General features: G+C 54.0%; 17 protein-coding genes. 8 read left to right on the forward strand and 9 right to left on the reverse strand.

The window, feature by feature from the left end:
• Nucleotides 1-59: 59 nt before the first annotated feature.
• The 6 genes from metE to PRIO_RS23420 form a co-directional block, all read right to left on the reverse strand.
• A complete protein-coding gene (metE, locus tag PRIO_RS23390; RefSeq protein ID WP_046504930.1) occupies nucleotides 60-2,348 on the reverse strand; it encodes a 5-methyltetrahydropteroyltriglutamate--homocysteine S-methyltransferase in 2,289 nt (762 codons plus the stop codon).
• Nucleotides 2,349-2,711: 363 nt separating this feature from the next.
• Nucleotides 2,712-3,751, reverse strand: a protein-coding gene (locus PRIO_RS35035) for an IS630 family transposase (RefSeq protein WP_197545359.1) whose coding sequence is annotated in 2 segments (ribosomal slippage) — nucleotides 2,712-3,245 and nucleotides 3,248-3,751 — 1,038 coding nt in all. Because the reading frame shifts where the segments join, the coding sequence is not laid out codon by codon here.
• 87 nt (nucleotides 3,752-3,838) lie between these two features.
• On the reverse strand, nucleotides 3,839-4,708 hold the full coding sequence (locus tag PRIO_RS23405; protein WP_020426532.1) for an undecaprenyl-diphosphate phosphatase: 870 nt from the start codon (nucleotides 4,706-4,708) through the stop codon (nucleotides 3,839-3,841).
• 82 nt (nucleotides 4,709-4,790) lie between these two features.
• Nucleotides 4,791-5,414, reverse strand: coding sequence for a DedA family protein (locus tag PRIO_RS23410; protein ID WP_020426533.1), 624 nt, complete (start codon nucleotides 5,412-5,414; stop codon nucleotides 4,791-4,793).
• A 14-nt stretch (nucleotides 5,415-5,428) separates the two neighbouring features.
• Nucleotides 5,429-7,378 (reverse strand): ABC transporter permease, encoded by a 1,950-nt coding sequence (locus PRIO_RS23415; protein WP_020426534.1) that lies wholly within the window; start codon nucleotides 7,376-7,378, stop codon nucleotides 5,429-5,431.
• Nucleotides 7,353-8,123, reverse strand: a complete 771-nt coding sequence (locus PRIO_RS23420; protein ID WP_020426535.1) for an ABC transporter ATP-binding protein — start codon at nucleotides 8,121-8,123, stop codon at nucleotides 7,353-7,355. The genes PRIO_RS23415 and PRIO_RS23420 overlap by 26 nt, the downstream gene beginning before the upstream one ends.
• Nucleotides 8,124-8,342: 219 nt before the next feature.
• On the opposite strand from PRIO_RS23420, the gene PRIO_RS23425 reads away from it, so the two are divergent.
• From PRIO_RS23425 to PRIO_RS23435, 3 genes are all read left to right on the forward strand, one after another.
• On the forward strand, nucleotides 8,343-9,380 hold the full coding sequence (locus PRIO_RS23425; protein ID WP_039785928.1) for an NADH:flavin oxidoreductase/NADH oxidase: 1,038 nt from the start codon (nucleotides 8,343-8,345) through the stop codon (nucleotides 9,378-9,380).
• Nucleotides 9,381-9,502: 122 nt separating this feature from the next.
• The gene (locus PRIO_RS23430; protein WP_020426537.1) at nucleotides 9,503-9,946 is read left to right on the forward strand and encodes a MarR family winged helix-turn-helix transcriptional regulator; all 444 of its coding nucleotides are present in this window, start codon (nucleotides 9,503-9,505) and stop codon (nucleotides 9,944-9,946) included.
• 155 nt (nucleotides 9,947-10,101) lie between these two features.
• Nucleotides 10,102-10,365: a PQ-loop domain-containing transporter gene (locus PRIO_RS23435; protein WP_231869967.1), complete on the forward strand. Its 264-nt coding sequence runs from the start codon at nucleotides 10,102-10,104 to the stop codon at nucleotides 10,363-10,365.
• A gap of 47 nt (nucleotides 10,366-10,412) precedes the next feature.
• Here the strand turns inward: PRIO_RS23435 and PRIO_RS23440 are convergent, their stop codons facing one another.
• Nucleotides 10,413-11,387 carry a sensor histidine kinase gene (locus tag PRIO_RS23440; protein WP_020426539.1) on the reverse strand — a complete coding sequence of 325 codons (975 nt, stop codon included), beginning with the start codon at nucleotides 11,385-11,387 and terminating at the stop codon, nucleotides 10,413-10,415.
• Nucleotide 11,388: 1 nt separating this feature from the next.
• Nucleotides 11,389-12,087 (reverse strand): response regulator transcription factor, encoded by a 699-nt coding sequence (locus PRIO_RS23445; protein ID WP_020426540.1) that lies wholly within the window; start codon nucleotides 12,085-12,087, stop codon nucleotides 11,389-11,391.
• Between the two features lie 343 nt (nucleotides 12,088-12,430).
• On the opposite strand from PRIO_RS23445, the gene PRIO_RS23450 reads away from it, so the two are divergent.
• The 5 genes from PRIO_RS23450 to PRIO_RS23470 all read left to right on the forward strand — a co-directional run bounded on the left by PRIO_RS23450 (nucleotide 12,431) and on the right by PRIO_RS23470 (nucleotide 15,703).
• A complete protein-coding gene (locus tag PRIO_RS23450) occupies nucleotides 12,431-13,165 on the forward strand; it encodes a class I SAM-dependent methyltransferase (protein WP_020426541.1) in 735 nt (244 codons plus the stop codon).
• A 13-nt stretch (nucleotides 13,166-13,178) separates the two neighbouring features.
• The gene (locus PRIO_RS34060) at nucleotides 13,179-13,520 is read left to right on the forward strand and encodes a hypothetical protein (protein ID WP_052741514.1); all 342 of its coding nucleotides are present in this window, start codon (nucleotides 13,179-13,181) and stop codon (nucleotides 13,518-13,520) included.
• Nucleotides 13,521-13,553: 33 nt separating this feature from the next.
• Nucleotides 13,554-14,255, forward strand: coding sequence for a hypothetical protein (locus tag PRIO_RS23460; protein ID WP_046504936.1), 702 nt, complete (start codon nucleotides 13,554-13,556; stop codon nucleotides 14,253-14,255).
• 167 nt (nucleotides 14,256-14,422) lie between these two features.
• A complete protein-coding gene (locus tag PRIO_RS23465; protein WP_231869741.1) occupies nucleotides 14,423-14,812 on the forward strand; it encodes a MerR family transcriptional regulator in 390 nt (129 codons plus the stop codon).
• Nucleotides 14,813-14,878: 66 nt separating this feature from the next.
• The gene (locus PRIO_RS23470) at nucleotides 14,879-15,703 is read left to right on the forward strand and encodes an NAD(P)-dependent oxidoreductase (protein ID WP_020431612.1); all 825 of its coding nucleotides are present in this window, start codon (nucleotides 14,879-14,881) and stop codon (nucleotides 15,701-15,703) included.
• A gap of 362 nt (nucleotides 15,704-16,065) precedes the next feature.
• Here PRIO_RS23470 and PRIO_RS23475 read toward each other — a convergent pair whose 3' ends face one another.
• Nucleotides 16,066-16,857, reverse strand: coding sequence for a TIGR00266 family protein (locus PRIO_RS23475; protein ID WP_020431611.1), 792 nt, complete (start codon nucleotides 16,855-16,857; stop codon nucleotides 16,066-16,068).
• Nucleotides 16,858-16,902: the final 45 nt, after the last annotated feature.

A 16,902-nucleotide genomic window follows, 5' to 3' on the forward strand; every position in this document is an offset into this window, starting at 1 on the left:
AGGGACCCTCCACGGTCCCTTCTTGCTTATTCCCATTCTAGCAAGATTGAGAATGATTATCAAGCGTTATTCTTCCGCACATTTGCCGCCGCCAGCACCATGTTGCGCAGCGCCGCTTCCGTCTCCTCCCAGCCCCGTGTCTTCAATCCGCAGTCCGGGTTAATCCAGAATTGTCCGGCATCCAGCACACGCAGGGCGCGCTCAATATTGTGAGTCATCTCCTCGACCTCCGGGACACGGGGGCTGTGAATATCATAGACGCCCAGACCAATGCCTTTATCATAGTCATCCTCTTCAAAAGCGGCGATTAGCTCCCCATGGCTGCGCGAGGTTTCAATAGAGATGACATCAGCGTCCATGGCCGAAATGGCTCCGATCATATCGTTGAACTCGCTGTAGCACATATGGGTATGGACCTGCGTAGTATCCTTCACATGATTGGTAGCTACCCGGAAGGACCGCACTGCCCAATTGAGGTAATGCGCATGGTCCTCCGCCTTCAGCGGCAGCCCTTCCCGGATCGCCGGCTCATCCACCTGGATCATCTCAATGCCCGCATCCTCCAGCGCCTGCACTTCATGGCGGAGGGCAAGGGCTATTTGCTTGGCGACCTCTTCCCGGCTGAGATCATCGCGGACAAATGACCAGTTCAGAATCGTTACCGGTCCGGTCAGCATCCCTTTTACCGGAAGCCTCGTCAGCGACTGGGCATAGACGCTCTCCTTGACGGTCATGGGCTGAATAAAAGCGACATCCGCATAGATCACCGGAGGCTTCACACAGCGGGAGCCGTAGGACTGCACCCAGCCATTCTGGGTGAACAGATAACCGGCCAGCTTCTCGCCGAAGAACTCGACCATATCTGTCCGCTCGAACTCCCCGTGGACCAGCACATCCAGGCCCAGCTCCTCCTGAAGGGTAATCGCCTCCGCGATTTGGCGGCGGACGAACGTGTCATAGCGCTCTTCATTCCATACGCCTTTGCGCCATTTAAGACGCGCCTGCCGCACCTCTGCCGTCTGCGGAAAGCTGCCGATCGTTGTCGTTGGCAGCAGCGGCAGCTTCCACTTCGCCTGCTGCAGCTTCACGCGCTCTGCAAAAGGCAGGCTGCGGCTGTCCGGAAGCGCGTCCAGCCGGCGGACCTGCTCCGCTACATCCTGGCGCCCGCGTTCAGGAAGGGCGCGGAACGCGGCCAGCGCTTCACGGCTCTCCGCAAGCTGGGCCGCAGCGTTACTGTTCCCGCCGCCGGCAGCTGCGGCGAGCAGCCCAAGCTCTGCCAGCTTCTCGTCAGCGAAGGCCAGCGCCTGCTTCACGGCAGGCTTCAGCTTGCCTTCGCTCTGCACGGTTACCGGCACGTGCAGCAGACTTGAGGACGGCTGGAGAATCAGCCGGTCCAGCGGGACATGTGCCGCCAGCTTCTGGATCAGGCCGAGCTTGGCATCAGGGTCGGCGCGCCAGATGCTGCGCCCGTCGATAATGCCCGCACCCAGCAGCTTACCGGCCGGCCAGCCAAGGCGCTCAATCGCTTCCAGGTTGACGCCGCCATCGTGGACGAAGTCGAGGCCAATGGCCTGTACCGGCAGCTCCAGCAACGCTTCCAGCGGTTCAGCCGCTTCAAAGTATGTCTGCAGGATCAGCTTCAGCCCGGGCACCGCAGCGGAGATCGCGCCATATATGGTCTTCAGCAGTGCAATCTCTTCTGGAGTCAGCCCGGTAACAACCGCCGGTTCATCGATCTGCACCCAGGCAACACCTTCCTGCTCCAGCTCCTGCAGCAGCTGAATATAAACCGGCAGGAACCGCTCGGCAACTTCTCCGATTTCCGCTGCCGGGAATCCCTTAGACAGCTTCAGGAAGGTATAAAGCCCGACTATAACCGGCTTGCCTTCAATGCCGGCCTGCGTTTTGGCGAAGCGGTAGGCGGCCAGCGGTTTGTTCTCTGTAAGCTGCGGGGTAAGGCTGCCGATTTCCGGCACAATGTAGTGGTAGTTGGTGTTGAACCATTTGGTCATCTCGCAGGCCGGGGCGGATGCGTTGCCGCGGGCCATGGCGAAATACAGATCGAGCGGAACGGCCCCGCCGTTATAAGCATACCGCTGTGGAATAATGCCGAACATTACAGCGGTGTCCAGCACATGATCGTAGAAGGTAAAATCATTCACCGGAATTAGATCAATGCCGGCCTTTTGCTGCGACTGCAGATGCTGAAGCTGAATTCCGGCCATTTGGGCAAGGAAATCCTGCTCATCTATTTTGCCGGACCAGTAGGCCTCCAGCGTTTTTTTCCACTCGCGGTTTTTACCGATTCTCGGGTACCCCAGATTGCTGGTTGTAATCTTGTTTGTCATGATATTCTGCTCCTCATCTATCCCTTTTTGTTCGATCCAATCCAAAGTGTGCTGTACTTCAGCCCTTAATCTGATGCCATCATACTGTACCCCTTTCGCCATCCGCAACAGATTCCGGCGTCTCGGCGTTATACACATTGGCTATAGCAAAACAGAAAACGGCAGGAAAATGCTTTTCAACCTGGACAGATACCCGCACCAAAATCCCCCCCGCAAAGTGCTGCCTTTGCATGGATGCTGATTCAGCTACTTTGCGGGGACCCCGTTACAGACTTATACAAAAAAGGCGGCACCCTGCGATGAGGGTGCCGCCTTTTTTTGCTCTTTTCTATTCTATATAGTTTGAACTAAAGAAACGACTGACTAGAACCTGACACAGAGTCGGTCGATGATGGTCAAAGGCACTTTCATAATCTCCTCCATGAATTGCTGTACGTTGGTTCGAATTTCAGTGACCGTGTGGTAGAAGACGTTGTTAATCACGTCCGATTTAAGCCATTTCCACAAGCCTTCGACTGCATTGAATTGAGGGCTATAGGGAGGTAGGAACACCAGCTCAAGTCGTTCTTTCATCTCCGTCAGGAACGGGGTTAGTAGCTCCGCATGGTGGATTCGCGCATTGTCCAAGACCATCACGATTTTACCTGTTGGGTATTCATCGATGACTTTTTTCAAAAAACTCAAAAAGGTTTCTGCGGTATACTGTTCATCTTCCTGCCATACGATTTTGCCTGTTCCATAATCAACGGTTGCCAGCAGTTTGACGCCGCGATGTTTACCTGTGGTTGGAATGATCCGTTGCTTACCGCGGAGAAACCACGTTTTCTGAATGGCTTGATAATCTCGAATCATGGATTCATCTTCGAATAGCAAATGGTGAATTTCGTCCTTCATATATCTTTTTTTAAGTTGGGAAACGTGGTTTCTGTAAAAAATCTTTGTTTTTCTTCGTCCGCTGCGGCCAAGGTATACGTTGGCTTGGTGTAGCTTAGCCCCTGTCGCTGCATCATTTTGGAGATACCCCGAAGCGAATACGTGACTCCAAATTCCCGTTTGATCAAGGCTGCAATGATCTCCAGTGTCCAGTTGTGCCGCGCCGTAAAGCCAACATCATGCGGAACCGAACCCACAATGGTCTGTTTCAGCTTTTCTTGTTGTTCTTTGGTTAATCGAACAGGCGCTCCTGGAGAATGATTCATTTGAAGGCCTGAAAGCCCTCCGGTTTCATACGCCCCAATGTAACCTTTTACGGTTTTTGCACTTCGATCGATGGTATGGGCAATTTCCTCAATTTCTGTTCCTTGTAGATACAAATACAGGGTCTGGTATCGTTCGTACATCCGACGTTTTTTGGCTTGCTTCATCGCGGTTTGGATCTCTTGAAAGGATGCTGTATGGTCCATTACATTCCCCTGCCTGTCTGAAGTCGTTGTCTATATTACTTCGACATGTTGCAACGAAATCCTTACCATAGTTTTCTAATCTTTAGTTCAACTTATATAGAACCATACGAAGTAAACCACCGCAGCCAGAATAATCCGGTAGATGGCGAACGGCATCAGCTTGATCCGGTTGATCAGCTTCAGGAAGAAGCGCATGGACAGCAGCGCGAACAGAAAGGCGCTGATGAACCCGGCAATGAAGAACGGCAAGTCATCCAGCGTGAAATACTGCCAGTTCTTCAGCAGTGAAATCAGGCTGGCTCCGGCCATGATCGGTACCGCCATGATAAAGGTGAAATCGGCAGCGGCCCGGTGGCTCATGCCCAGCAGAACGCCGCCGGAGATCGTTGATCCGGACCGCGAGAAGCCCGGCCAGAGCGACAAGCACTGGATCAGTCCTACCGATAGCGCCTGTCTATATGTAATTTGATCAACACTCTCTGTTTTGATCTTTTTGGGGGCAAGCAGGTCCGCACAGATCATCAGAATAGCTCCAACAACCAGGCCGATCAGCACCGTAGATGTCGAGAATAAGTGCTCATCAATATAATCCTCGAACAGAAATCCCAGCACTCCGGCAGGAATGAGTCCTACAATGACCTGCGCCAGCTTCAGCCGGCCCGTAGTTTCCACTGCGGGCTGGCCCTCCGGCACCGCTGTCAGCTCCTTGCGGCTGAAGCGCTTCAGGCCCAGCAGATCGATGAACCGGTTGCGGAAGATCACCACCACGGCCAGAATTGAACCCAGCTGGATCACTACCTTGAACGTGTTCGCGGCGTATTTTCCGAGAAATTCCTGCGATTTCAGCCACATATCATCGACAATAATCATATGGCCGGTGGAGGATACCGGAGCAAATTCGGTCAACCCTTCTACAATTCCGAGAATGATAGCTTTAATAATCGTTAACAGTTCCATGAATTCTCCTCCTAAAAGTGTGGATCTATGAAATCGCTGCGGACAAAACTCCCTTCGGAAGCATTAACTTGCCCCGTGTCTGCTAGCCGCGGGCTTTGCCTTCGGTATGACGTTTGCGAAGGTACAGCAGGCCCAGCACGAGGATTCCTCCGGCAAGCAGAATATATACAATACTGGAATACGTGCCGATATAACCTCCAATATCCTCCCACGACTCGCCGAGTGCCGCCCCCAGAAGGATCAGAAGCGTATTCCAGCCCAGCGTGCCGATCGTCGTAAACAGCATGAAGAGTCCGAACTTCATTCCCGACATGCCTGCCGGAATTGAGATCAGGCTGCGCACCAGCGGCACCATCCGGCAGAACAGCACGGTCCAGTAGCCGTATTTATCAAACCAGGCATCCGCTTTGCGGATATCGCTTTTTTTGATCCGGATCCATTTGCCATAGCGGTCGACGATCCGCTCCATTCTGCTGACCTCCAGCAGCCGGCCAATCCAGTACAGGATGGCTGCACCCAGCAGCGAACCTGCCGTTGAGGCGATCAGCACACCGGGAATGGTGAGCCCGGAAGTCGTGGTCATAAATCCGCCGAACGGCAGGATGACCTCCGATGGTATCGGCGGGAAAATATTCTCCAAAGCCAGCATCAGAAAAATTCCGGCATATCCGAACTGCTCCATGATATCTGTAATCCATGTTTTCATTCGAGTCCCTCCGTCTAGATAAGATTTTTCTTGAGGTTGCGCAAATAGCGGCTGCGGATGAAGAAGAAGTACAGGGTCTGGGCAGCCAGATAACCGGTCAGTACAGCTCCGGTCTCGGCCGCGATGGATAGATAGAACATCCGCTGCAGCGCAATAAAAGCAAACAGGCTGTGCAGAACCGCCAGCAGCACCGGAACAAAAAACATAAGTGCCAGCTGCAGCGTGGCAATGCGGTCCAGCTCCCGGTCGGTCAGGCCCATTTTGGACAGGGTTGAATACTGCAGACGGTCATGATCCAGATCCACATAAAGACGGAAATAGAGAAAGCTGCCCGCAGCAATGAAGAACACTGTCCCGACCAGCAGCGAAGCGAACAGCATCGTGCTGTACAGCGTGCGTTGAATTTCGAACAATGTGCCGCTGATTACGACAGCATAAGAAGACTTCGCTTCATAGGGCACTTTGCCTGTGGCGGCCAGCTCCGGGGCTATCCCTGCCGTCCGGGGAAAATCCTCCATATAAAAACCGGTATACCAGTCCTGGTGCACGGGGACAATTCCGCTGTACAGGCTGTCGCTGACCACCAGTCCGCTGAAGTCCCCGCCGCCTCTGCCGTCCAGCTCCGGAAGCAGGTATTCGGCAATGGGCACATGCTGCGTATAGCCAATCTCCTGAATCCGGGTTCCCTGCTTAAGCGTGTAGGTTGCCTTGAACCGCGCTGCGGTCAGGCTGCGGTCACGCTGGGAACCAATCATCACCAGTCCTTGGTTCCCCGCAAGCGGCGGCTCATCTGAGCTGAAGCCTGCATGCCGCAGGGCAAGCTTGTAATTGCTGTATGACATCAGCGGGAGCTGTTTCGTATGGTCAGGACCGGTCTGTGAGACAATAGCCGCGTATTTGAGCGGAATCCGCAGGGTTTCGTAAGGCAGGCCCAGCCGTTCCAGCGCTGCGGTAATCCCCTGCAGGTCCCGCTTTTCCGAGGAAGCGTACCCGCCTCCCTTAGCTACATAACCGACAGCCGCAGGATAATCCAGCTTCAGCTCCCGTGACAAGGTGTGGATTGAGGCGAACACCCCGACTGAGGTGAAGGAGACCGCAGATACAATGGTGACCATAAAAAACATCCGCCCATTGTCCTTCCAGCGGTACGACAGTCCCGCGAATGTCAGGATGTGCGTATGCTTCCAGTAGAAGCGGCGGAGCTTCCGCAGCATCCCCACAATATACAGGCTGAGCTGTGTGTAAAAAAGATAAGTGCCGCAGATAGTTATCAGCACCACCGGGAACATCATGATCTCTATGGTAGCGGCTGTTGTTACAGCAGCTAGACCATAGCCGGCCAGCAGCAGCAGACCCGCTAATAGCGCAAGTCCGCCCGATACCTCCGGCTCTGCTTCCCCTCTGCCCCCGCCCCGGAACAAGCCGCGTGGCGATTCATTGCCGATGAAGGCAAAGGTCAGCAGGGAGATCAGCATGAACAGCAGGACAAAGCTGCAGATCGTCAGCACCGGCGCCTGCCAGGACAGGTGGAATTCCAGAGGTTCGATGCCCAGAAAGCCGGACCCGATCATCAGGAACAGCTTGCCCAGCAGCAGCCCCAGCAGCGTGCCGGTGAGGATGGCTGAACCGCCGATCATCATATTTTCCAGAAAAACCATCAGCTTCAGCTGCCGCTTGGTCATGCCGTGCATCAGCAGAATGCCGAATTCCAGCTTGCGCGATTGCAGGAAGGAGCCAACCGACACAAGGACGAACAGGGAGCAAAAGACATAAATGATCCCCTCGGCCGCCATCATCGTATCCGCTGCAGTTCCGAGAATCATATCCCGCGAAATTGCCGGATGGTAGATAAACAGCGCACAGAGAAAAAAGACCATGACCGAAAAAGCGCTGCTGACGAAATATGCGGCATATTTCCGTTTGTTCCGTGCTACATTCCTATAAGCGAACTGCCGGAAGGTCATGTCCCCCGCCTCCCAGCAGCGACAGCATGTCGATGATGTTCTGGAAGAAGGCTGCCCTGCTGCTGCCCCGGTACATCTCGCTGTGAAAGCGCCCGTCTTTGATGAAAATTACCCGGTGACAAAAGCTCGCAGCTACAGCGTCATGTGTGACCATAAGCACTGTCGTCCCTTCGGTGCCGTTCACTTCTGCAAGCAGGTTCATGACTTCGCCGGCGGCCTTCGAATCTAGGCTTCCTGTAGGCTCATCCGCCAAAATCAGCGAAGGCCGGTGGATCATTGCCCGGGCGATGGCCACCCGCTGCATCTGTCCGCCGGAAATTTCGTTGGTCCGCTTATCCAAAAGAGCACGGATGCCAAGCCGGTCCGCTACCTCCCCAAGCCGATACTCCATTTCCTGCACGGTGAACCCGGCAAGCGTCAGCGGCAGCACAACATTCTCCTCCACGGTTAATGTGTCCAGCAGGTTGAAGTGCTGGAAGACAAACCCCAGCTCTTTACGGCGGAACAGTGCCCTGTCCTTGCGCCCCAGCCCCCTCGGGTCCCGGCCATTGATCATAACTTCGCCTGAGGTCGGTTCATCGATGGTGGCGATCACGTTGAGCAGTGTCGTTTTGCCGCTGCCCGAGGGTCCCATGATGCCCACGAATTCCCCTTGCTCCACAGCAAAGCGGATATGGTTCAGGGCGTGAATCGAAACCTTGCCTTCATATATTTTGGATAAATTGTGGACGTCTAATATGGGCAAATGCTTCCGCTCCTTCGTTCGCCTGGATTGCTTTTATTATATAAAACTGTAAACTGCAGCTGCCATTTCTGAAACTTACAACCACCTTACAGTTTTGTAAGCCGGAAATATTATAATCACATTCAAGCTGTCGAGGAAACTGGTTGACATCCCGCCACAAAGCGCTTATATTACATGCATGAGCATACATTTATTATTTTGGAGGAGAGATTAATCATGATGAAGGACCTATTCACCCCCTATGCGCTGCAAAATTTGAAGCTGAAGAACCGTGTCGTTATGCCCCCCATGTGCCAATACTCCGTTACCGATAAGGATGGCATCGCCACGGATTGGCACTACAATCACTATGTAAGCCGCGCGGTCGGCGGTACAGGACTCATTATTATGGAAATGACCGATGTCGATCCGGATGGCCGGATTACCGATTATGATCTTGGCATCTGGTCGGATGAGCACATTCCAGCCCTGGCTAGAATCGTTGAGGCCTGCCACTCGTATGGCGCCAAGGTAGGCATCCAGATTGCCCACGCCGGACGTAAAGCCGAGGATGCCCAGCTGCCGGTGGCCCCTTCTGCCATTCCTTTTAGTGCCGAGTACAAAACTCCGCGTGAGCTGACCACTGAAGAAGTAAAGGCTATGGTTCAGAAATTCCAGGCTGGCGTCGAGCGGGCCGTTCAGGCCGGCTTCGATGTCATTGAGCTGCATGGAGCACACGGCTATCTGATCCACCAGTTCCATTCCCCTTTGACCAATAAACGGACAGATGAATATGGAAAGGACCTGACGCTCTTCGGCAGAGAAGTTATCCAGGCGGCCAAAAAAGTAATGCCGGAGGGAATGCCTCTAATTATGCGTATTTCCGCACAGGAATATGTGGAAGGCGGCTATGGCATCCGCGAGAGTCTGGAGATCGGCAGAGCCTATAAGGAAGCCGGAGCTGATATTTTCCATGTCAGTGCCGGCGGTGAAGGTGCTATTGCTGCTGAAGGCAAACCGGGAACTCACGCTGCCTATCAGATTCCGCTTGCCCGTGCGTTTAAGCAGGAGCTGAATGTTCCGGTGATCGCTGTCGGACGCTTGGATGAGGCTGTGCTGGCTAACGCCGTTATCGGCAACGATGAGGCAGATCTGGTTGCTGTCGGCCGGGGCATGCTGAGAAACCCGTACTGGACGCTGGAAGCCGGTGTACAGCTGGGCAAAGACGCGGGTCTGCCGAAGCAGTATGAGCTTGGCTTCCCCCGTTCCCGGAGATAAGACTTACACCGGTAAGGTAAAGTTCTAAAGCCGTTTCTTATACAAAACGGGGCCCGGGGTGTTATAATAGACAAAATTTATTAGTCATCCTTTGGCATACATCCGGGAGAGGAATGGTTTAGATGAAAAATCCCCTTGAAGGCGGGCTGATCACCAGTTGGTTAAGCTTAACTTATATACAAATGAAGGTCGCGGGTGAACTGGAAGCGAAATTGCAGGAGACCTTCGGATGGTCGCTCAACGAATTCTATCTGATGTACTTCCTGTCCGAAGCGCCGGAGAAAAAGCTGCGCCTGCAGCAGCTGGAGTCGATGGTCGGGCTCAGCCAGAGTGCCGTGTCCAGACTGGTCAGCCGCTTTGAAGCGAAGGGCTGCGGAGCGCTGCAGCGGACGACCTGCGATGACGACCGCAGGAGCATCTACACCTCTCTAACCCCGATCGGACAAGAAAAGCTGGACCGTGCACAGGTGACGGTGAACGAGGTGCTTTTTGAAGCTTTTCCCCGTACGGAGGTTAAAGAGCTGCTGGAGGATATGCTGAGGCTGAAGCCGCAGCAGCAACCCTAAGCCAGTCTTGAGGATTACCTATAATCAGCCTGCCCCTTATCCCTTAAGGAGGCAGGTTTTTTTTGTTTTCCCGCTGCGTTCCCGTGAACTTCAGACAGGCTGCATGCATACTACAATAGAAAAGAACGCGGGGTGTATGCATGTTATTTTCAGTGATGCAGCTGTTGGGCGGTATGATTCTGTCATTGGGCTGGATTCCGCAAATTGCCCGTATCTTAAAAACAAAGTCCGTTGCCGATCTAAGTCTGAAATCCTATCTGCTGATGCTGCTCGGAATAGCCCTTATGGAAGCCTATGCGGTTAACCTGACGTTGACTGGAGCGGGATTGGCTTTTTTGATTACGAATACTTTGTCTTTGTGTGTGGTATCCGCGGTTATCGTGCTGATCCTCCGATATGCGGGCCGGAGCAAGGGATAGGACGTGAACTGGCTGATGTATGCAAGGAATGTGAGTTTTTTCATGCCTCAAAAAATAATCCGCACCGCCGTCCCCTGCCCCACCTCAGAGGAAATTTCCACCTGATGTCCCAGCTTGCCGCAGATCTGCTTCACCAAATACAGGCCCATCCCTGTGGATTCCTGGAAGCTGCGGCCGTTGACCCCGGTAAAATAGGCATCGAACACACGCGGCAAATCGCCGGGCGGAATCCCTACCCCCTCATCGCGCACCTCCAGCACAGGTCTGCCCTGCTCCCCTGCGTATCCGTGAAAATGCACGAACCGTCCCTCCTCCACCGTATACCGCAGCGCATTCGTAATAAGCTGGGTCAGCACAAAAGACAGCCATTTCTCGTCCGAGGTAATGAACAGTCCGTTCTCTACCCTAATGGCCGGAAATACGCGTTTGCGGATAAACAGCCGTTTCTGCTCCGAGGTCACGCCCCGCACAATGGCTGCTAGCTCCAGCCGTTCGACATAGAAATCATGCTCAAAGGTATCCAGGCGGGCGGTGTAGAGTACGGTATCCAGCCCTTTTTTGAGCCGGTCCAGCTCATCCCCGATAGCCGTAAACGGAGGCCCGTCCTTGTCCTGGATGATGAGGTGAATGACCGACAGCGGGGTCTTCATGCCATGCACCCACTGGTTAATAAAATGAATATGCTCCTCCAGCTTGTGGCGGTAGCTGTGCAGATCATTCTGGTACAGGCGGAACTGGTGGGCCAGGACGCCGCGCAGGCTCTCCGCCAGCGGAGAGCTCTGGGCAGGTCCGCCGGAATCATCCAGCGAAGCGGGCAGATTCAGCAGCCGTTCGTAGAAGGAACGGTTGGAGAAATAGCGGTAGGCTAAATAAGCCAGCAGCAGACAGGTGCTGAGCAGGCCCGCATACAGGCTTACGTTCATTCCGCTGCCCCCGTCCAGCCGGTAGACCAGGGTGATCATCAGGAGCTGGGCCAGGTAGATTACAATGAGAGGCGTCTGTTCACGCAAAAACAGCTTCATGCTAAGCCTCCTCCCAGTTCTCGCACAGCCTGTAGCCTTGACCCCGGACGGTCTGGAGCCCGTCCGCGATATCCAGCGCCGCCAGCTTTTTGCGCACCCGGGTCACGTACACATTCAGGGTATTGTCATCGACAAAAGCCTGGTCGTCCCAGATTTTTTCCAGCAGCCGGTCACGGGTGACGACAGTGCCCGCTTTTTGCATCAGCTCGTCGAGAATTTTGGCTTCAGTGTGGCTGAGGTCAATCTTCGCGCTGCCCCGCGACAGGACCAGACGTTCAACATCCAGCATCAGCCCCGCAACCGTAAGGCTGCGCTCCGTGCCGCCCCCGGCATAGGAGCCGTAGGCCCGGCGGAGATGGCTTTTGATTTTGGCGAGGGCAATCTCATAATCGAACGGCTTCGTGATGTAATCATCAGCTCCGTTTTCCAGCGCCATCACCTGATCCATTTTGCCCTCACGGGCAGAGATGAACAGGATCGGGCAGGTGGAGAGACCGCGGATTTGGCGGCACCAGTAATACCCGTCGAATTTCGGCAGATTCACATCCAGCAGCACCAGATGGGGGGCAAACGACTCGAACTCCGCCCGCACCGCTTCAAAATCGTGAACCGCCTGCGTCTCATACCCGAATTTATGTAAATAATCCTGAAGCAGCATTACCAGTCCACGGTCGTCTTCGATAATAAAAATTTTGAACATTTCAGGCCTCCGGTTTGCAGCATAAGCCCGTTTAGGGGTTTGCCCCATAATATATACAGTCCCTGGGTAGTAGTCAAATAAGGGGTATAGTTTTTACTATGATTTCTAGTATGATGGATTTAGTTGGGACTACGGAGAATGTTTGGACTTCCGGCCGCTGCCCATCTGCAGATTTCTTGATTGTTACCGCTGTTCGCGGTGGAAATTCTGCTGTACAAACTGCAATAGAACAGATCACAAACATTAATACTTAGCAGCTTTAACCCTAACCCTTTCAATTTTTCACTGGATAGGCGGGAATTCTACACTGTGTTAATTCACTCATGCCAGGAGGCGCTTTAAGATGAAACAGAACAAATACGATGAGGCCGGATTTTTTGCCAAATACAGTGCTATGCCCCGCTCCACCGGGGGACTGGAGGCTGCCGGAGAATGGAGCACCTTCCGCTCCCTGCTTCCCGATTTACACGGTACAAGAGTACTGGATCTCGGCTGCGGCTTCGGCTGGCATTGCCGTTATGCCCGTGAGCAGCAAGCGGAATCTGTGGTCGGCATCGACCTGTCCGAAAATATGCTGGAGCGGGCCAGGGCGATGACCGATGATCCCGGGATTGAATACCGCCGGGGCGCGATTGAGGACATCCGGTTCGCTGCGGGCGAATTTGATGTGGTGATCAGCTCACTCGCCATCCACTATGTCGAGCGGTTCGATCTGCTCTGCTGCGAGGTTCAGCATTGCCTGCGGACGGGCGGCAGCTTTGTGCTCTCCGTGGAGCATCCCATCTACACTGCGCTCGCCGCGCAGGACTGGCACTACGGCCCGGATGGCGCGAAACTCCATTGGCCGCTGGACCATTATCATGATGAGGGCCCGCGCGAAGCCAGATTTCTTGAGGATGATGTGATTAAATATCACCGCAATATAGCGACCTACCTCAATACGCTGATCACCTCCGGCTTCACAGTCACCAAGCTCTCCGAGCTTCAGCCGACCCCGGAGATGCTGGAGCAGAACGCCGCCTGGCATGAGGAACTGCGCCGCCCCATGTTCCTGCTGCTCTCGGCAGTGCGAAATTAGCAGCGCTGCGGATGTGGTTGCAGACATAGGTGGAGGTGTAGATGCAGACGTATTTGCAAACGTAGTTGCAGATGTAGTTGCAGACATAAGTGCAGATATAGGTGCAGACGTAGTTGCAGACGTAGGTGCAGATATAGGTGCAGACGTAGTTGCAGACGTAGGTGGAGACATAGGTGCAGACATAGGTGGAGACGTAGTTGCAGACACAGGTGGAGACATAGGTGCAGACATAGGTGCAGTCATAGTTGCAGACGTAGGTGCAGACGTAGGTGCAGACATTGTTGCAGAGCACTGGCGCAGGCACAAAGCACCTGCGCCGTCCTTCAGCTTCACTGGACCGTGCTGCCGTCTTTGATTTCAGTCTAACGTTACCTGGAGAACGACTCGCATGAATCTACGGCAACTGCAAGTGGAAGAAGGGGAACTCATTTGTCCTCAGTCGCCCACTTCCGGCCAAATTAAAGGTATTTATACCTCTCCTTTCACCCCGCTGCCCACTTCCGGCCTAATCAAAGGTATTTATACCTTTCATTTCATCCAACTGCCCACTTTCGGCCTAATCAAGGGTATTTATACCTTTCATTTCACCCAACCGCCCACTTCCGGCCTAATCAAGGGTATTTATACCTCTCATTCCACCCAGCTGCCCACTTCTGGTCAAATCAAAGGTATTTATACCTTTCATTTCACCCAACTGCCCACTTCCGCCCTAACCAAGGGTATTTATACCTCTCATTCCACCCAGCTGCCCACTTCCGGCCTAATCAAGGGTATTTATACCTCTCCTTTCACCCGGACGCTCACTTCCGCCCTAACCAAGGGTATTTATACCTCTCATTCCACCCAGCCGCCCACTTCCGGCCCAATCAAGGGTATTTATACCTCTCATTCCACTCAACTGCCCACTTCCGGCCTAATCAAGGGTATTTATACCTCTCATTCCACCCAGCTGCCCACTTCCGGCCTAATCAAGGGTATTTATACCTCTCCTTTCACCCGGACGCCCACTTCCGGCCTAATCAAGGGTATTTATACCTCTCCTTCAACTTCTATCTTGGAATCCGCTTTTTTTCGTTTAACAAGGAGCTAAGAAGTCTACGAGCTAAGGGAAAAACACCCCTGAAATACTATCACAAAGACAACGTGCATTGAGAGATTGAAGTCTAATGATCCTGTTCGCCCTTTACACCACCCAATCATAGTGCTATGATACGAACATGACGTTAACGTTATATTTCATTTTGAAAGGAGTGATCCATGATGGACCGCATGCGCATCGGTGAGTTGACAGAGCGAGCAGGGGTTACCCAACGCACGGTCCGCTATTACGAGAGCATCGGACTGCTTCCTTCAGGCGAACGCGAAGGCAACGGTCATCACTACTATACGGAAGAGACGGTCGCCCGTCTGCGGAAGATTGATCAGTTGAAGAAGCTGGGCTTAAGTCTCGAGGAGATTGGGGACGTAATCGAGCTCTACTTTACGGATCCTAGCGGGGTGCAGCCGAAGCGGAAGGTTCTCGGCCTGCTGCGCCGGCATCTGGCCGACACGGACAAGAAGCTCGATGCACTGGGGCAGTTCCGCGACGATCTGCAATCCCACATCGAACGCTTCGAACAGTGGCTCGAGACCAATGATCGGGCCTAAAATTTTTTTATTCAAAACATGACGTTAACGTAATGTTTTGAACATTTTGAAGGAGGAATGATATTAATGAGCGAAAACATTGGATTTATCGGACTCGGCCTGCTCGGGCTGCCCATCGCAGCCAATCTGCTCCAAGCGCGGTACGCGCTGACCGTATATAACCGCACCGCAGACAAAGCAAAGCCGCTCGTTGCCCAAGGCGCATTGCAGGCAGCCCGTCCCGCCGACGCCGTGACGACGGGGGGCATCGTCGTCACCTTGGTGTGGGACGATGAAGCACTGGAAAGCGTCGTCGGAAGCGAGGATTTCCTGGAACGGCTCGGGCCGGGCGGCATTCACGTGTCGATGAGCACGGTGTCGCCGGATACTGGCAGAAAGCTGGCGGACTTGCACGCGCGGCACGGCTCCGTTTATGTCGAGGCGCCCGTCTTCGGGCGGCCCGAGGCGGCGGCTGCCAAGCAGCTGTGGATTCCCGTAGCGGGTCCGCAGGAAGCGAAGGAGCGGGTGCGGCCGGTGCTGGAGGCAATGGGAGCCAGAGGGATTTTTGACTTCGGTGAAGAGGCTGGTGCGGCCGTGCTGGTCAAGCTGATCGGCAACTTCCTCATCGTCTCCGCGGGACGCTCGCTGGAGGAAGCACTGGGAATGGCCGAGCGCGGCGGGCTCGATCCCAAAGCGGTGGTCAACATGCTTACGAGCACGCTGTTTCCTGCCCCCATCTATCAATCCTACGGCAAAATGATCGCTGAGAAGACGGCAAATATCTCCGAAAGCAAAATTCCGCAGAAGGATGTCGGCCTCTTTCTGGCGGCGGCGCAAAACGCGCAGTTCCCCGCCCCGCTCGCCGGTCAGCTGCTTGACATGCTGGAGAGCGGGAACCGGAGCAGACCATAGCTTGAACCGATTCGCAAAATAAGAAGGGGCTGTCCTCAAGGTCACGTGAATGACCTGAGGGCAACCCCTTTTTTTCATTGTAAAACCAAATGAAACCGTTCTTTGGAAAATGGATGCGACGAGCAACCATCAGAAAGAGAGGAGGCTAATAAAGTGCAGACCGGAACAAAAAATTATTTCATTGTCAGCTGCAGCCGGCACCAACGACCAACGGCTACTCATCGCCCAAAGCCTCCCTGGCCGCCATAGGACCGGCCTCAACCGGAATTGTTCATAATCATTGGTACCCGTAAACAGTCAGTTGTCGGCGTCACGCAAAACAGCCCGATAACAGAGCCGGATGCTGCACTCGGCGCAAGGCTTTATCTTCCGTCCAGCAGATTGCCCAGGCCGCCGAGAATGCTGCCTTCTTCCTTGCGGCCGGAATTGCCCGCAGCCGACAGAATGCGGTCTGCCATCCGGCTGAACGGCAGTGATTGCACCCATACCTTGCCCGGCCCGCGCAAGGTGGCGAAGAACAGGCCTTCGCCGCCGAACAGCGCGGTTTTTACGCCTTTTACAAACTCAATGTTGTAATCTACCGATGAAGTCATCGCCACGAGACAGCCGGTATCGAGCTTAATCGTCTCGCCGGGCTGCAGGGTACGCTCCATAATATAGCCGCCGGAGTGGACGAAGGAAAGTCCGTCCCCTTCAAGCTTTTGCATAATAAAGCCTTCACCGCCGAAGAAGCCCGCGCCCAGCTTACGCTGGAATTCAATCCCGATCGAGACTCCCTTGGCTGCACAGAGAAAAGAATCCTTCTGGCAGATGATTTTGCCGCCGTGCTGCTGAAGATCCAGGGGAATGATTTTGCCCGGATACGGGGCGGCAAAGGTTACACTTTTGCGGCCATAGGCTCCGCTGTGGGTGAAGACAGTCATGAACAGGCTCTCACCGGTCAGCAGGCGTTTGCCTGCGCCCATCAGCTTGCCCATCAGCCCGCCTCCGCGTGAACCTGTGCCGTCGCCGAAGATCGTTTCCATGGAAATTTCCGGGTCCATCATCATGAAGCTGCCAGCCTCGGCAATCACGCTCTCGCCCGGATCAAGCTGCACCTCAACACACTGAATTTCCTCACCCATAATCACGTAATCAATCTCATGTGCGCTCAATAGTATTCCTCCTAAAATTGTGGTGAGCACTGCTTCATCAGCTTA

This window comes from Paenibacillus riograndensis SBR5 (assembly GCF_000981585.1).
GTDB classification, from domain to species: domain Bacteria; phylum Bacillota; class Bacilli; order Paenibacillales; family Paenibacillaceae; genus Paenibacillus_AQ; species Paenibacillus_AQ riograndensis.

Bases quoted from the DNA above. Each gene is read 5' to 3' on its own strand.
- PRIO_RS23450 (WP_020426541.1), top strand. From the start codon at position 12,431: ATGAAACAGAACAAATACGATGAGGCCGGATTTTTTGCCAAATACAGT.
- PRIO_RS23415 (WP_020426534.1), bottom strand. From the start codon at position 7,378: ATGACCTTCCGGCAGTTCGCTTATAGGAATGTAGCACGGAACAAACGG.
- metE (WP_046504930.1), bottom strand. From the start codon at position 2,348: ATGACAAACAAGATTACAACCAGCAATCTGGGGTACCCGAGAATCGGT.
- PRIO_RS23410 (WP_020426533.1), bottom strand. From the start codon at position 5,414: ATGAAAACATGGATTACAGATATCATGGAGCAGTTCGGATATGCCGGA.
- PRIO_RS23405 (WP_020426532.1), bottom strand. From the start codon at position 4,708: ATGGAACTGTTAACGATTATTAAAGCTATCATTCTCGGAATTGTAGAA.
- PRIO_RS23460 (WP_046504936.1), top strand. From the start codon at position 13,554: ATGAATCTACGGCAACTGCAAGTGGAAGAAGGGGAACTCATTTGTCCT.
- PRIO_RS23470 (WP_020431612.1), top strand. From the start codon at position 14,879: ATGAGCGAAAACATTGGATTTATCGGACTCGGCCTGCTCGGGCTGCCC.
- PRIO_RS23445 (WP_020426540.1), bottom strand. From the start codon at position 12,087: ATGTTCAAAATTTTTATTATCGAAGACGACCGTGGACTGGTAATGCTG.
- PRIO_RS23465 (WP_231869741.1), top strand. From the start codon at position 14,423: ATGATGGACCGCATGCGCATCGGTGAGTTGACAGAGCGAGCAGGGGTT.
- PRIO_RS23440 (WP_020426539.1), bottom strand. From the start codon at position 11,387: ATGAAGCTGTTTTTGCGTGAACAGACGCCTCTCATTGTAATCTACCTG.
- PRIO_RS23425 (WP_039785928.1), top strand. From the start codon at position 8,343: ATGAAGGACCTATTCACCCCCTATGCGCTGCAAAATTTGAAGCTGAAG.
- PRIO_RS23430 (WP_020426537.1), top strand. From the start codon at position 9,503: ATGAAAAATCCCCTTGAAGGCGGGCTGATCACCAGTTGGTTAAGCTTA.
- PRIO_RS23435 (WP_231869967.1), top strand. From the start codon at position 10,102: ATGCAGCTGTTGGGCGGTATGATTCTGTCATTGGGCTGGATTCCGCAA.